This is a genomic window from Leifsonia shinshuensis (assembly GCF_014217625.1).
Lineage (GTDB): Bacteria > Actinomycetota > Actinomycetes > Actinomycetales > Microbacteriaceae > Leifsonia > Leifsonia shinshuensis_A.
Map to the genome: position 1 here is coordinate 480355 of NZ_CP043641.1, position 13285 is coordinate 493639.

15 protein-coding genes are annotated in these 13285 nt (G+C 72.2%); 14 read left to right on the forward strand and 1 reads right to left on the reverse strand.

The window, feature by feature from the left end; genetic code table 11:
* The first annotated feature begins 15 nt into the window (after positions 1-15).
* Genes fmt through rpe form a run of 3 tightly spaced genes read left to right on the forward strand, consistent with a single transcriptional unit; the run spans position 16 to position 3031 of the window.
* On the forward strand, positions 16-924 hold the full coding sequence (fmt, locus tag F1C12_RS02350) for a methionyl-tRNA formyltransferase (protein WP_185277260.1): 909 nt from the start codon (positions 16-18) through the stop codon (positions 922-924).
* A complete protein-coding gene (locus F1C12_RS02355; protein ID WP_185277261.1) occupies positions 921-2345 on the forward strand; it encodes an RsmB/NOP family class I SAM-dependent RNA methyltransferase in 1425 nt (474 codons plus the stop codon). The genes fmt and F1C12_RS02355 overlap by 4 nt, the downstream gene beginning before the upstream one ends.
* A gap of 26 nt (positions 2346-2371) precedes the next feature.
* Complete coding sequence (gene rpe, locus F1C12_RS02360; protein WP_185277262.1) at positions 2372-3031, forward strand: ribulose-phosphate 3-epimerase; 660 nt, start codon at positions 2372-2374, stop codon at positions 3029-3031.
* A 16-nt stretch (positions 3032-3047) separates the two neighbouring features.
* Here the strand turns inward: rpe and F1C12_RS02365 are convergent, their stop codons facing one another.
* The gene (locus F1C12_RS02365) at positions 3048-4274 is read right to left on the reverse strand and encodes an MFS transporter (RefSeq protein ID WP_258046079.1); all 1227 of its coding nucleotides are present in this window, start codon (positions 4272-4274) and stop codon (positions 3048-3050) included.
* Positions 4275-4401: 127 nt separating this feature from the next.
* Here F1C12_RS02365 and F1C12_RS02370 point away from each other — a divergent pair, with 127 nt between their 5' ends.
* From F1C12_RS02370 to lgt, 11 genes are all read left to right on the forward strand, one after another.
* Positions 4402-4665 carry a phosphoribosyl-ATP diphosphatase gene (locus F1C12_RS02370; RefSeq protein ID WP_179605777.1) on the forward strand — a complete coding sequence of 88 codons (264 nt, stop codon included), beginning with the start codon at positions 4402-4404 and terminating at the stop codon, positions 4663-4665.
* A 46-nt stretch (positions 4666-4711) separates the two neighbouring features.
* Positions 4712-5551: an ATP phosphoribosyltransferase gene (gene hisG, locus F1C12_RS02375; protein ID WP_185277263.1), complete on the forward strand. Its 840-nt coding sequence runs from the start codon at positions 4712-4714 to the stop codon at positions 5549-5551.
* Positions 5551-6315 carry an imidazole glycerol phosphate synthase subunit HisF gene (gene hisF, locus F1C12_RS02380; protein ID WP_185277264.1) on the forward strand — a complete coding sequence of 255 codons (765 nt, stop codon included), beginning with the start codon at positions 5551-5553 and terminating at the stop codon, positions 6313-6315. Before hisG ends, hisF begins: the two co-directional genes overlap by 1 nt.
* Positions 6312-6704, forward strand: a complete 393-nt coding sequence (hisI, locus tag F1C12_RS02385) for a phosphoribosyl-AMP cyclohydrolase (RefSeq protein ID WP_185277265.1) — start codon at positions 6312-6314, stop codon at positions 6702-6704. Before hisF ends, hisI begins: the two co-directional genes overlap by 4 nt.
* Positions 6701-8260, forward strand: a complete 1560-nt coding sequence (locus F1C12_RS02390) for an anthranilate synthase component I (protein WP_185277266.1) — start codon at positions 6701-6703, stop codon at positions 8258-8260. The genes hisI and F1C12_RS02390 overlap by 4 nt, the downstream gene beginning before the upstream one ends.
* Complete coding sequence (locus tag F1C12_RS02395; RefSeq protein WP_185277267.1) at positions 8250-8969, forward strand: Trp biosynthesis-associated membrane protein; 720 nt, start codon at positions 8250-8252, stop codon at positions 8967-8969. The genes F1C12_RS02390 and F1C12_RS02395 overlap by 11 nt, the downstream gene beginning before the upstream one ends.
* A gap of 89 nt (positions 8970-9058) precedes the next feature.
* Positions 9059-9289, forward strand: coding sequence for a DUF6704 family protein (locus F1C12_RS02400; RefSeq protein ID WP_185277268.1), 231 nt, complete (start codon positions 9059-9061; stop codon positions 9287-9289).
* A gap of 3 nt (positions 9290-9292) precedes the next feature.
* On the forward strand, positions 9293-10063 hold the full coding sequence (gene trpC, locus F1C12_RS02405; protein WP_185277269.1) for an indole-3-glycerol phosphate synthase TrpC: 771 nt from the start codon (positions 9293-9295) through the stop codon (positions 10061-10063).
* Positions 10063-11274 (forward strand): tryptophan synthase subunit beta, encoded by a 1212-nt coding sequence (trpB, locus tag F1C12_RS02410; protein WP_185277270.1) that lies wholly within the window; start codon positions 10063-10065, stop codon positions 11272-11274. Before trpC ends, trpB begins: the two co-directional genes overlap by 1 nt.
* A complete protein-coding gene (gene trpA / locus F1C12_RS02415; protein ID WP_185277271.1) occupies positions 11271-12068 on the forward strand; it encodes a tryptophan synthase subunit alpha in 798 nt (265 codons plus the stop codon). The genes trpB and trpA overlap by 4 nt, the downstream gene beginning before the upstream one ends.
* 108 nt (positions 12069-12176) lie before the next feature.
* Positions 12177-13166 (forward strand): prolipoprotein diacylglyceryl transferase, encoded by a 990-nt coding sequence (gene lgt / locus F1C12_RS02420; RefSeq protein WP_185277272.1) that lies wholly within the window; start codon positions 12177-12179, stop codon positions 13164-13166.
* Positions 13167-13285 lie beyond the last annotated feature (119 nt).

The window sequence follows — 13285 nt, forward strand, 5'->3', positions numbered from 1 at the left end:
CGAAAGAACCTTGACATGCGACTCGTCTTCGCCGGCACCCCCGCCGTCGCCGTCCCCTCCCTGAACGCCCTCGCCGAGCGGTTCGACATCGCCGCCGTCATCACCCGCGAGGACGCGCCGCTCGGCCGCAAGCGGATCCTGACGCCGTCGCCGGTCGCCGACGCCGCGGGCGAGCTCGATCTCCCGGTCATCAAGGCCAACCGGCTGGACGACGACGTGACCGACCAGGTCGCCCGCCTGGAGGCCGACCTCGGCGTGATCGTCGCCTACGGCGGCCTCGTACGCGAGCCGCTGCTCTCGACCCCGCGCCTCGGCTGGGTCAACCTGCACTTCTCGCTGCTGCCGCGCTGGCGCGGCGCTGCGCCCGTCCAGCGCGCCGTCATGGCCGGCGACACCGAGACCGGGGCAATGGTGTTCCAGCTCGTGCCGGGGCTCGACGCGGGCGACGTGTTCTCCGAGCTGCGCATCCCGATCCCGGCCGACGCGACGGCGGGAGAGCTGCTCGACACGCTGTCCTACGACGGCTCCCTGCTGCTCGTGGACACCGTCGCCGCCCTCGCCGACGGCTCCGCGGAGTCCGTGCCGCAGTCCGGTGACCCGGTGCTCGCGCCCAAGCTGACCATCGACGACGCCCATCTGGACCTCACCCAGCCCGTGGAGGAGGTCTACGCGCGGCTGCGCGGCGTGACTCCGGAACCCGGCGCCTGGGCGCTGCTCGACGGCGAGCGGTTCAAGGTCCACACCGCGCGCCCGGCCACCGGGCTGTCCCTCCCGGCCGGTGTGGTCGCCGCGAACGAGGGTCGCATCGAGGTCGGCACCGGCACGACCCCGCTCGAACTGCTCACGGTGCAGCCCGCGGGCAAGCGCGCGATGGACGCCGCCGACTGGTGGCGCGGCGCCGGCGGAGAGGCGGTGCTCTCATGAACGACCACAGCCGCAACGACCACAAGCGCAACGACCGCGGGCGCAGCAGCGCCGAGCGCACCCGGGTCCAGCCGTCCCGCAAGGTCGCCCTCGACGTGATCTCCGCGGTCCGCGAGTCGGACGCCTACGCCAACCTCCTGCTCCCCGGCCGCATCGCCCGGGCCGGCCTGTCGCCGGCCGACGCCGCGCTCGCGACCGAGCTGACCTACGGCACGCTGCGGATGCAGGGCTACTACGACCGCGTCATCGCCCGGGCGGCCGGACGCACGGTCGACAAGATCGACCCTCCGCTGCTCGACGTGCTCCGGCTCGGCGCGCACCAGCTGCTGTCCACCCGCGTGGCGTCGCACGCGGCCGTCAACGAGTCGGTCGCGCTCGCCCGGCAGGTCGGCAGCCGCTCCGGCACCGGGTTCGTGAACGGCGTGCTCCGCGAGATCGGCCGCTCGACGCCCGAGGAGTGGCGCGAGCGTGTGGTCGGTGACGCGAAGAACGAGGACGAGCGCTACGCCGCCCTGACGTCGCATCCCGCCTGGATCGTGCGAGCCTTCCACCGCTCGCTGGAGTCCGAAGGCCGTGGAGCGGAGCTGGAAGCCCTGCTGGAGGCCGACAACACCGCCCCGCGCGTCAACCTGGTCGCCCTGCCCGGGCTCGCCGAGCCGCCGGGGGCCGCGCGCCCCGACCGGTTCTCGCCCGTCGGCTTCACGGCAGGCGGGGGCGACCCGCAGGGGCTCGTGACCGAGGCGGAGGGCCGCCTCCGCGTGCAGGACGAGGGTTCGCAGCTCGCGGCCCTCGCGCTGACGCGCGCCCGGCCCGTCGAGCCGGGGGAGCGCTGGCTCGACCTGTGCGCCGGTCCCGGCGGAAAGGCGGCGCTGCTCGCGGCGGAGGCGCTGGCGGGCGGCGCGACCCTGGTCGCCAACGAGGTGGTGCCCGCCCGCGCCGAGCTGGTGCGCCGGGCGCTCGCGGCCGTGCCGCTGGACGTCCCGGTCTGGGAGCGCGACGGCGTCGGGATCGGCGCGGAGGAGCCGGAGGCGTTCGACCGCATCCTGCTCGACGCGCCCTGCACGGGCCTCGGTGCGCTGCGACGCCGCCCGGAGGCGCGCTGGCGCAAGACCCCGCGCGACGTGGCCGAGCTGACCGCGCTGCAGACGCAGTTGCTGGACTCCGCGGTGGCGGCGCTGAAGCCGGGCGGTCTCCTGGCCTACATCACCTGCTCGCCGCACGTCGCAGAGACCCGGGCGATCGTGGCCGACGCCCTCGACCGGCACCGCGGCGCGCTGCGGACCGTGCGCACCGCGGACATCGTGCAGTCCGTGGCCGAGGAGCGGCTGGACCTCGCCGGCGACCCGGACCTCGTCCAGCTGTGGCCGCACCGCCACCTCACCGACGCGATGTTCATCGCGGTGCTGGAGAAGCCCGCCTGAGCGCGCCCGCCCCATAGGCTGGAGCCATGGCTACGCGCATCAACCCGAGCATCCTGGCGGCGGACTTCGTGAACCTGGAGCGGGACCTCGGCACCATCGCCACGGCCGACCTGGTGCACGTGGACGTCATGGACAACCACTTCGTCCCGAACCTGACGTTCGGCCCGCAGATGGTGGGCCGCATCCAGGACGTCAGCCCCATCCCGCTCGACGTGCACCTGATGATCGACGACCCCGACCGCTGGGCGCCCGGCTACGCCGAGCTCGGCGCATACTCGGTGACGTTTCACGCCGAGGCTGCCGCCGACCCGGTGGCGCTCGCGCGCCGGCTGCGCGCTCTCGGAGCCCGCGCGGGCGTCGCCCTCAAGCCGGGCACGTCCGCCGAGGGCTACCTCGACCTCCTGCCGGAGTTCGACCAGGTGCTCGTGATGACGGTCGAGCCCGGCTTCGGCGGCCAGTCCTTCATGGTGGAGACCATGCCCAAGCTGCGGTCGCTGCGGGAGGCCGTGGCGGCGCGCCGCCTCGACGTGTGGCTCCAGGTCGACGGCGGCATCACCGAGGAGACCATCGTCACCGCGGCGGAGAACGGCGCCGACACCTTCGTGGCCGGCTCCAGCGTCTTCCGCGGCGAGCCCGCCGAGCGGATCGCGGGCCTGCGCGCCGCCGTCTCGGCGCACGCCCACTGAGCGCGGCCGCGCGACGTCAGCCCCGTGCCGGCGCCGCCTTCGTGGCCGTCGCGGCAATCCGCGTGGGAACGATCGAGAGCGCGGCGACCGCGAGCAGCGCCGTCGCGGCGAACACGTAGAACCCGCCGGGGTAGGCCAGGCCGAGCGTGACGAGCGTCCCCGTCACCGCCGGGCCGAGGATCGCGCCGAGCCGGCCGATGCCCGCCGCGAAGCCGAGTGCGGTGCCGCGGATCTCCGGCGGATAGAGCTGCGTGATGAACGCGTAGACGAGCACCTGCGCCGAGAAGACGAAGACGCCCGTGACGAAGACCGCCGCGTACAGCAGCGTCACCTCGTCCATCCGGATGCTGAGGATCGCCAGCAGCACGGCCGCCAGCGCGAACCACGCCATCGCCACCCGCTTGGTCCCGGCCCGGTCGGCCACGATCCCCGCGAGGACGAGGCCGGTCACGGCGCCCGCGTTCAGGGTGAGCAGCAGCCCGAGCGAGTCGGTGGACCCGTAGCCCGCATCGCGCATGAGCTGCGGAAGCCAGGTGTTGAGCCCGTAGACCAGCAGCAGTCCCATGAAGGACGCCACCCAGACGCCGATGCTGATCGTGACGTAGCGCCGCTCGACCAGGCGGCGCACGGTGGGGCGCGGCGCGGCCGTGCGCTCCCGGCGCGCCTCGGGCAGGGCGAGCCGGATCAGCGGCACGGTCGCCAGGCCGGCGATGCCGCCGATCGCGAACAGCGTCCGCCAGTCGGTGATGACGGCGATGGCGATGAGCGCGGTGAGGACGGCGCCGGCGTGGTACCCGGTCATCGTCAGGGTCGTGGCCCTGCCCGCGCGCTCGCTGGGCATCAGGTCGGTGACGTACGCGATGGCGACCGGCAGGCAGGCGCCCAGCGCCAGGCCGGCGAGCACGCGGAGCAGCCCGAACACGAACACGTTCGGCGCGATCACGATCGCGAGGGTGAGGAGCGAGAACACCGTCACGCAGAGCAGCAGGCACAGCCTCCTCCCGTAGCGGTCGGCGAGCGGGCCGACGGTGAGCGCGCCGACGCCGACCCCGATCAGTCCCGCTGTGGCGACCGCGGTGGCCGCCGGGGCGTCGAAGCCGAGGTCGTTCGTGCTCAGCAGGGTGGGGATGACCGTGCCGAGCACGACCAGGTCGAAGCCGTCGAGCGCGACGATCACCCAGCACAGGAGCAGGGGCCAGAACGCGGCGCGGCCGGCGGGCCGCGGGGAGGTGGTCGATGCCAAGCGGATCTCCTCGTCGAGATGGTATGTCAGATGAGACCCGCCGACATTAGCACATCACCCGGCGTCGTCGCGTGACCGGTCAGGTCACGCGGAGCGACCCGCGCTCCGCGACCGGTACGCTGTAACGGTGAAAACCTTCGACGACCTCTTCGCCGAGCTCAGCGAGAAGGCCGAGACCCGCCCGGAGGGCTCCGGGACGGTTCGCGAGCTGGACGCGGGCGTGCACGCCATCGGAAAGAAGATCGTGGAGGAGGCCGCCGAGGTCTGGATGGCCGCCGAGTACGAGTCCGACGAGGCGACGGCCGAGGAGATCTCGCAGCTCCTCTACCACCTCCAGGTGCTCCTGCTCGCCAAGGGCCTCACGCCGGCCGACGTGTACCGACATCTGTGACGACGGAACCCAGCCGCATCCACTCACGTCACGAAAGTCACAACACATGCTGAAGATCGCCGTCCCCAACAAGGGCTCCCTCTCCGAGACCGCGGCGCAGATGCTCCACGAAGCCGGCTACAACGGCCGCCGCGACCCGAAGGAGCTCATCGTCTCGGACCCGCGCAACGGGGTGGAGTTCTTCTACCTCCGTCCGCGCGACATCGCCACCTACGTCGGCTCGGGCGCCCTCGATGTCGGCATCACCGGCCGCGACCTCCTGATCGACTCGGAGTCGCCCGCCGCCGAGATCGCGGCGCTCGACTTCGCCGCCTCCACCTTCCGGTTCGCCGGCCCGGCCGGCGCCTACAGCGACCTCTCCGACCTGGAGGGCAAGCGCGTCGCCACGAGCTACCCGGGCCTGGTCGGCGGCTTCCTCGCCGAGAACGGGGTGGACGCCTCGCTCATCAAGCTGGACGGCGCCGTGGAGTCCGCGGTGCGGCTCGGCGTCGCGGACGCGGTCGCCGACGTGGTCGAGACCGGCTCGACGCTCCGCAAGCAGGGTCTGGAGATCTTCGGCCCCGTCATCCTGGAGTCCGAGGCCGTGCTGGTGTCCTCGCCGTCGCCCGCGGCCGGGGTCGACACCCTGCTCCGCCGGCTGCAGGGCGTCATGGTCGCCCGCCAGTACGTGCTGGTCGACTACAACCTCCCGGTCGCACTGCTGGAGCAGGCCGTCGCCCTCACGCCGGGCGTGGAGTCGCCCACGGTGTCGCCGCTCGGCGAGCCCGACTGGGTCGCGGTGCGCGTGATGATCAAGCGCGACAGCACCAACCACGTCATGGACGACCTCTACGAGCTCGGGGCGCGGGCCATCCTGGTCACCTCGATCCACGCGGCGCGGATCTGATGAGCGTCGCGGTCCGGGTCATCCCCTGTCTCGACGTGGCCGCCGGACGCGTCGTCAAGGGCGTCAACTTCCAGAACCTGCGCGACCAGGGCGACCCCGTCGAGCTCGCCCGGCAATACTTCGAGCAGGGCGCGGACGAGCTGACCTTCCTCGACGTCACGGCCACGGTGGACGACCGGGCGACCACCTACGACGTCGTCCGGGCGACGGCCGAGCAGGTCTTCATCCCGCTCACGGTCGGCGGCGGCGTCCGCAGCACCGAAGATGTCGCGAAGCTGCTGGGCAGCGGCGCCGACAAGGTCGGCGTCAACTCGGCCGCGATCGCGCGTCCGGAGCTGGTGGCCGAGATCGCCCAGCGTTTCGGCGCCCAGGTGCTCGTGCTCTCGCTCGACGTCAAGCGCTCCGCGGCGACGACCTCCGGCTTCGTGGTGACGACGCACGGCGGCCGCACCGAGACCGGGATCGACGCCCTCGACTGGGCGAAGCGCGCCATCGGCCTCGGCGCAGGTGAGCTACTGGTCAACTCGATCGACGCCGACGGCACCAAGGAGGGCTTCGACCTGGAGCTCATCCGCGAGATGCGGGCGATCAGCAGTGTGCCGGTCATCGCCTCCGGCGGCGCGGGCGCGGTCGGCGACTTCGTCCCCGCCATCGAGGCCGGGGCCGACGCCGTGCTCGCCGCGAGCGTGTTCCACTCGGGCGAGCTGACCATCGGCGACGTGAAGGACGAACTGCTGCGGGCAGGCTTGGAGGTGCGCTCATGACCGGGATGGACGAGGTGATCGGCCGGATCCGCTTCACCGACGCGGGGCTGGTGCCCGCCGTCATCCAGCAGTGGGACTCCCGCGAGGTGCTGATGATGGGCTGGATGGACGCCGAAGCCGTGCGTCGCACGCTCACCGAGGGCCGCGTGACGTTCTGGTCGCGCTCCCGGCAGGAGTACTGGCGCAAGGGCGACACGTCCGGCCACGTGCAGTATGTGAAGGACGCCGCGCTCGACTGCGACGGCGACACCCTGCTCGTCACCGTGGACCAGGTCGGGGCCGCCTGCCACACCGGCACGCGCACGTGCTTCGAGGCCGATGTGCTCTCTCCCGTCGTCGGCGGGGCGGAGACCGACGAACTCGTCCAGGAGATGGGGTCCGACCTGTGACCGCGGCCGCGAACGGGACGACCGGCGCCACCGGCACGACGAGCCGCAGCGAGTTCGCCGCACTGGCCGCCGAGCACCGCGTGGTGCCGGTGGTCCGCGAGCTCTTCGCCGACGGCGAGACCCCGGTCGGCATCTACCGCAAGCTCGCGGCCGGCCGCCCGGGCACCTTCCTGCTGGAGTCCGCCGAGCAGGGCGGCATCTGGTCGCGCTTCTCCTTCGTGGGCGCCGCGTCGTTCGGCGCGCTGACTCAGGACGGCGACGACGTGCGCTGGCTCGACTACGGCCTCTCCGCTGAGCGCGCCCTCGGCGCCGACGTGCCGGCCGGGCCGCTCGACGCCCTCGCCGCGCTGCACGAGCGCTGGAGCACGCCGCGCATCCCCGGGCTCCCTCCGCTGACCGGCGGTCTGGTCGGCTTCATCGGCTGGGAGGCCGTGCGCCAGCTGGAGCGCCTGCCGCAGCGCCCGCCAGCGGACGTCGACGTGCCGGGCCAGGCGATGGCGTTCGTCGCCGACCTCGTGGTGATCGACCACCGCTCCGGCACTGTCAAGCTCATCGCCAACGCCCTCGCAGACGGCGAGCAGGACGCCGACGCCCTCTGGAACGACGCGCAGCAGCGCCTCGACCGCATGCAGGAGCAACTCGCGCAGCCGTCCGAGGCGTGGCTGGCGGAGGTCGACCTCGGCACGCCCGCGCACCCGGCGTCCCGCACCCGCGAGGAGGACTTCCTCGCCTCGGTCGAGACCGCCAAGGAGCGCATCGTCGCCGGCGACATCTTCCAGGTCGTCATCTCGCAGCGCTTCGAGCTGGAGTGCACGGCTTCCGCGCTCGACGTCTACCGCGTCCTGCGCGCGCTCAACCCGAGCCCGTACATGTACCTGCTGTCGCTGGAGCGGCCGGACGGCGAGCCGTACCAGATCGTCGGCTCCTCGCCGGAGGCGCTGGTCAAGGTGCAGGAGGGCCGCGCCTTCACGCACCCGATCGCCGGCTCCCGGCCGCGCGGCGCGACGCCGGAGGAGGACCTCGATCTGGAGGCCTCCCTGCTCGCCGACGACAAGGAGCGGGCAGAGCACCTGATGCTCGTCGACCTGGCCCGCAACGACCTCCTGAAGGTCTGCGAGGCCGGCAGCGTCGAGGTGACCGAGTTCATGCGCGTTGAGCGGTTCAGCCACATCATGCACATCGTCTCGTCGGTCGAGGGCGACCTGCTGCCGGACTCGGGCGCGATCGACGTGTTCCGGGCGACCTTCCCGGCCGGCACGCTGTCCGGCGCGCCCAAGCCGATGGCGCTGCGGATCATCGACGAGCTGGAGCCCGCGCAGCGCGGCGTGTACGGGGGAGTGATCGGCTACTTCGACTTCGCCGGCGACGCCGACCTCGCCATCGCGATCCGCACGGCGACCATCCTGGGCGGCGTCGCGCGCGTGCAGGCCGGCGGCGGCCTGGTGGCCGACTCCGTGCCGCGCCTGGAGTTCCAGGAGTCGCAGAACAAGGCGGCGGCGCCGCTGCGCGCTGTCGCGGTGGCCAACGGGATGAGACGGGTGCACGGTGCGGACTGAGAACCGCCGCGTCAAGTACCTGACGCTCCTCGCGCTCGTTGTGGGGAGCGGCCTCGGCCTGCTGTCGGCGACGCAGACCTGGTTCACCATCCAGGTGCGCGACGTGGCGAACCACGCCGGCACGGTGACGGTCGCCGGCTCGGCCGCCGCGCCCGCGTTGACGGCGCTCTCGCTCGCCGGGCTCGCGCTGACGGCGGCCCTCGCGATCGCGGGACCGGCGTTCCGGATCGTGCTGGCGCTGCTCGGCATCCTGCTCGGCTTCTCGATCGTCTACTCGGCCCTCGCCGTGCTCGGCGACCCGCTGCAGGCCGCGAGCGCGGCGATCACCTCGGCCACGGGTGTCGCGGGCGAGGCCTCGCTGCGCAAGCTCGTCCAGAGCACGACCACCGAGTTCTGGCCGTGGCTCGCCGTCGTCGGCGGCGTGCTGGTCGCGGTGTCCGGCGCGCTCGCCATCGTCTTCCTGCGCGCCTGGCCCGGCCCGTCGCGCAAGTACCAGGCCCGGTTCGCGGGGGAGGACGGCCGCTCGGCCGAGGAGACGCTCGCGGAGCTGGACGGCGACGCGTCCGCGGAGACCGCGGGGGAGGGCGACGAGCGCGAGGCGCGCGAAGCCGCCGAATCCGACGCGCCGGAAGAGCCCACGTCCCTCGACCGCGACTCCGCGATCGACAGCTGGGACGAGCTGAGCCGCGGCGACGACCCGACCCGCTGAGCCACTAGACTGGTTCAGATCCACCAATCCGTGCGCACCTTCCCGCAGGCCTCGTCCGCGGGTATGCGCACCCGACGTGCAGGAGTCCCATGAGCACCGAGTCAGTCGAGCCAGGCCACGGTCATTCGCCGGCGGCGTGGACGGCCGTGATCATCATGCTGATCGCCTTCACCATCGGCGCCATCGCGTTCTTCTACGACGCTCCGATCGTGGTGTGGCTCTCCGCCGGTCTCGCGATCGTCGGACTGATCGTCGGCTGGATCATGAAGCGCGCGGGCTACGGAGTGGGCGGCTCCAAGTACACCCCGAAGGGCCACTAACCCGTGCTCGCCGACCTCGTCGCCGGCGCGCTGGAGGATGCGGAGCGGCGACGCGCCGAGCGACCGTACGCGGTCGTGGAGGCCGATGCCGCCGCGCGTGAGCCTGCCGTCGACGCGCTCGCGGCGCTCGCGCCCGCCGAGCGGGTGAAGATCATCGCAGAGGTCAAGCGCGCGAGCCCGTCGCGCGGTCACCTCGCCGAGATCCCCGACCCCGCCGCCCTCGCCGTCCTCTACGAGACCGGCGGAGCGAGCGCGATCAGCGTCCTCACCGAGGAGCGCCGGTTCAAGGGGTCGCTCGCCGACCTCGAAGCGGTCCGCGCCTCCGTGTCCCTCCCGGTGCTCCGCAAGGAGTTCGTCGCCGAGCCCTACCAGGTGCTCGAGGCGCGTGCCGCCGGGGCCGACCTCGTGCTGCTCATCGTCGCCGCGCTCGATCAGCAGCGGCTCGTGGAGCTCCACGATCTCATCGCCGACCTCGGGATGACCGCGCTCGTGGAGGCGCACACCGAGGACGAGCTGAGCCGTGCGTTCGACACCGGCGCGAAGCTGGTGGGCGTCAACGCGCGCAACCTCTCGACGTTCGAGCTGGACCCCGACCTGTTCGGCCGCCTGGCCGACCGGTACCCGTCCGGCGTCATCCGCGTGGCGGAGTCGGCCGTGAAGTCGGCCGCCGACGTCGCGCATTACCGGGCGGCGGGCGCGGATGTCGTGCTCGTCGGCGAGGCGCTCGTCACGAGCGACCCGATCGCCACGCTCGGCCAGTTCCTTGGAGCCTGATGTCCCTTCGTTCTGAGCACGGTCCCTACTTCGGCGACTTCGGCGGGCGGTTCGTCCCCGAATCCCTCGTCGCCGCCCTCGACGAACTCACCGCGGCGTGGGAGGCGGCGAAGGCCGACCCCGCGTTCCACGCCGAGCTGGACGAGCTGCACCGCAGCTACACCGGTCGGCCGAGCATCGTCACCGAGGTGCCGCGCTTCGCCGCACACGCCGGGGGAGCCCGCGTCATCCTCAAGCGCGAGGACCTCAACCACACCGGCTCGCACAAGATCAACAACGTGCTCGGCCAGGCCATCCTCACCAAGCGAATCGGCAAGACGCGCGTCATCGCCGAGACCGGCGCCGGCCAGCATGGCGTCGCCACGGCCACCGCGGCCGCGCTGTTCGGCATGAAGTGCACCATCTACATGGGCGAGGTCGACACCGAGCGCCAGGCGCTGAACGTGGCGCGCATGCGGCTGCTCGGCGCGGAGGTCGTGGCCGTCAAGACCGGCTCGCGCACCCTCAAGGACGCGATCAACGACGCCATGCGCGACTGGGTGACCAACGTCGAGGACACCAACTACATCTTCGGCACGGTGGCCGGCCCGCACCCGTTCCCGGAGATGGTGCGCGACCTCCAGAAGATCATCGGCGAGGAGGCCCGCGAGCAGGTGCTCGCGCTGACCGGCCGCCTGCCCGACGCCGTCGCGGCCTGCGTCGGCGGCGGATCGAACGCCATGGGCATCTTCCACGCGTTCCTGGACGACGAGGACGTCCGCCTGGTCGGCTTCGAGGCCGGCGGCGAGGGCGCGGAGACCCCGCGGCACGCCGCGACCATCACGAAGGGCCGCCCCGGCGTCCTGCACGGCGCGCGCAGCATGCTGCTGCAAGACGAGGATGGCCAGACCATCGAGTCGCATTCGATCTCCGCGGGCCTCGACTACCCGGGCGTCGGCCCGGAGCACGCCTGGCTCGCCTCGATCGGCCGCGCCGAGTACCGCCCGGTGAGCGACGCGGACGCGATGGAGGCGCTGCGCCTGCTCAGCCGCACCGAGGGCATCATCCCGGCCATCGAGTCGGCGCACGCCCTCGCCGGCGCCCTGGAGCTCGGCAAGGAGCTCGGCCCGGACGGCATCGTCCTGGTGAACCTCAGCGGCCGCGGCGACAAGGACATGGAGACCGCCGGACGCTACTTCGGCCTGATCGACGAAGGAGCCGTGCAGTCGTGAGCCGTGTGGCAGACACCATCGCCCGCCGCAACGCGGAGTCCGCGGGCGCCCTGATCGGCTACCTCCCGGCCGGCTTCCCCGACCTCCAGACGAGCGTCGACGCCGCCGTGGCGCTGGCCGAGAACGGCGTCGACGTCATCGAGCTCGGCCTGCCGTACTCCGACCCGGTCATGGACGGCGCGGTCATCCAGGCGGCGACCCAGCAGGCGCTCTCCAACGGGTTCCGCCTGCGGGACGGCTTCACGGCCGTGCGCGAGATCACGCAGCGCGTGGACGTGCCGGTCCTGGTGATGACCTACTGGAACCCGGTGCTGCAGTACGGCGTCGACCGGTTCGCGGACGACCTGGTCGCCGCGGGCGGCGCCGGACTGATCACGCCCGACCTGATCCCCGACGAGGGAGCTGCCTGGCTGGCGGCCTCGGAGCGCGCCGGACTCGACCGCGTGTTCCTCGCCGCGCCCTCGTCCACGGACGCCCGCCTGCGCTCGACCGTCGAGCACAGCCGCGGCTTCGTCTACGCCGTCTCCACGATGGGCATCACCGGCGCGCGCAGCGACGTCGACGCGGCGGCGCGCACGCTCGTCGGCCGGCTGCGCGACGCGGGCGCCACCAGCACGTGCGTCGGCCTCGGCATCTCCAGCGCGGCGCAGGTCGCCGAGGTGCTGGAGTACGCCGACGGCGCGATCGTGGGCTCCGCCCTCGTGAAGGCCCTGGCCGACGGGGGAGTCGCGGAGGCCGGACGCGTGGCGGCCGAACTCGCCCGCGGCACGGTGCGGCAGAGCGCGAGCGCGTAACCCCTCCGCGTCGGCGGCACCCCCGACCAACACTTAGACTGGAGGCCGTGCGCCGCTCGGCGCCGGACTCCATCGGATACGAAAGGTAGTCATCGCGTGGTCGCGACGATGAGCAGCTGGGTCGCCAGCATCCCGAGCCCTGGACCCGAGTGGCAGCAGATCCCGATCGACATCTTCGGGCTGCACTGGCGCATCCAGACCTACGCGATCATGATCCTGATCGGCATCGTGGTCGCCGCCCTCTGGACCTCCCGCCGCCTCACCAAGCGCGGGGCCGAGCCGGGCGTCATCCTCGACATCCTGCTCTGGGCGGTCGTGCTCGGCATCATCGGGGCGCGGCTCTACCACGTGTTCACGCACCCGTCCGACTACTTCTACCCCGGAGCGAACCTCTTCAACGTGTTCGCGATCTGGGAGGGCGGCAACGCCATCTTCGGTTCGCTGATCGGCGGCGCCGTCGGCATCTGGATCGCCTGCCGCATCAGCGGCCTGCGGTTCTGGAGCGTCGCCGACGCCCTCGCCCCGGCCCTGCTGCTCGCCCAGGCGATCGGCCGGCTCGGCAATTACTTCAACCAGGAGCTGTTCGGCCTCCCGACCAATCTGCCGTGGGGCCTGCAGATCGACGCAGGCAACAAGGCCATCCCGGTCGGCCTGCCGGACAACACGCTGTTCCAGCCGCTGTTCCTCTACGAGATCATCTGGAACGTCATCGGCGTGATCGTCATCCTCTTCCTGGAGCGCAAGTTCCGCCTGCAGTGGGGCAAGACGCTCGCCGTCTACCTGATCTGGTACGGCCTGGGCCGCTCCTACCTGGAGTCGATCCGCATCGACCCGAGCGAGTTCTCCTTCCTCGGCATCCCGAGCAACGTCTGGGCCGCGTTCCTGGCCGTCGTGCTGGGCGTCGTGATCTTCATCGTGCAGTCGCGCCGGCACACCGGACTCGAGCCGAGCGTGTACCGCCCGGGCCGTGAATGGGTTCGCCCCGATGCTGAGGTAGACTCTGACGACACGGACTCGGATGACGAGGACTTCGTCGATGGCGACGGGGAGCCCACCGCGTCCGCCGGAGCCAAGGCCACAAGCCCGTCGCGCGGATGACCTCCGCCGGCTCAGAACAACCCACCCCGTAGAGGCTGATCCCGTAAGCACTACCTGACCGCACCGACCCCCGGGCCGCACACAAGCCCGGCGCAGTTGCGGCGGAACCTCCCAGCATC

Excerpts from the sequence above, each read along its gene's own strand:
- fmt (WP_185277260.1), top strand. The coding sequence starts at position 16 with ATGCGACTCGTCTTCGCCGGCACCCCCGCCGTCGCCGTCCCCTCCCTG.
- F1C12_RS02355 (WP_185277261.1), top strand. The coding sequence starts at position 921 with ATGAACGACCACAGCCGCAACGACCACAAGCGCAACGACCGCGGGCGC.
- rpe (WP_185277262.1), top strand. The coding sequence starts at position 2,372 with ATGGCTACGCGCATCAACCCGAGCATCCTGGCGGCGGACTTCGTGAAC.
- hisG (WP_185277263.1), top strand. The coding sequence starts at position 4,712 with ATGCTGAAGATCGCCGTCCCCAACAAGGGCTCCCTCTCCGAGACCGCG.
- hisF (WP_185277264.1), top strand. The coding sequence starts at position 5,551 with ATGAGCGTCGCGGTCCGGGTCATCCCCTGTCTCGACGTGGCCGCCGGA.
- hisI (WP_185277265.1), top strand. The coding sequence starts at position 6,312 with ATGACCGGGATGGACGAGGTGATCGGCCGGATCCGCTTCACCGACGCG.
- F1C12_RS02400 (WP_185277268.1), top strand. The coding sequence starts at position 9,059 with ATGAGCACCGAGTCAGTCGAGCCAGGCCACGGTCATTCGCCGGCGGCG.
- trpB (WP_185277270.1), top strand. The coding sequence starts at position 10,063 with ATGTCCCTTCGTTCTGAGCACGGTCCCTACTTCGGCGACTTCGGCGGG.
- lgt (WP_185277272.1), top strand. The coding sequence starts at position 12,177 with ATGAGCAGCTGGGTCGCCAGCATCCCGAGCCCTGGACCCGAGTGGCAG.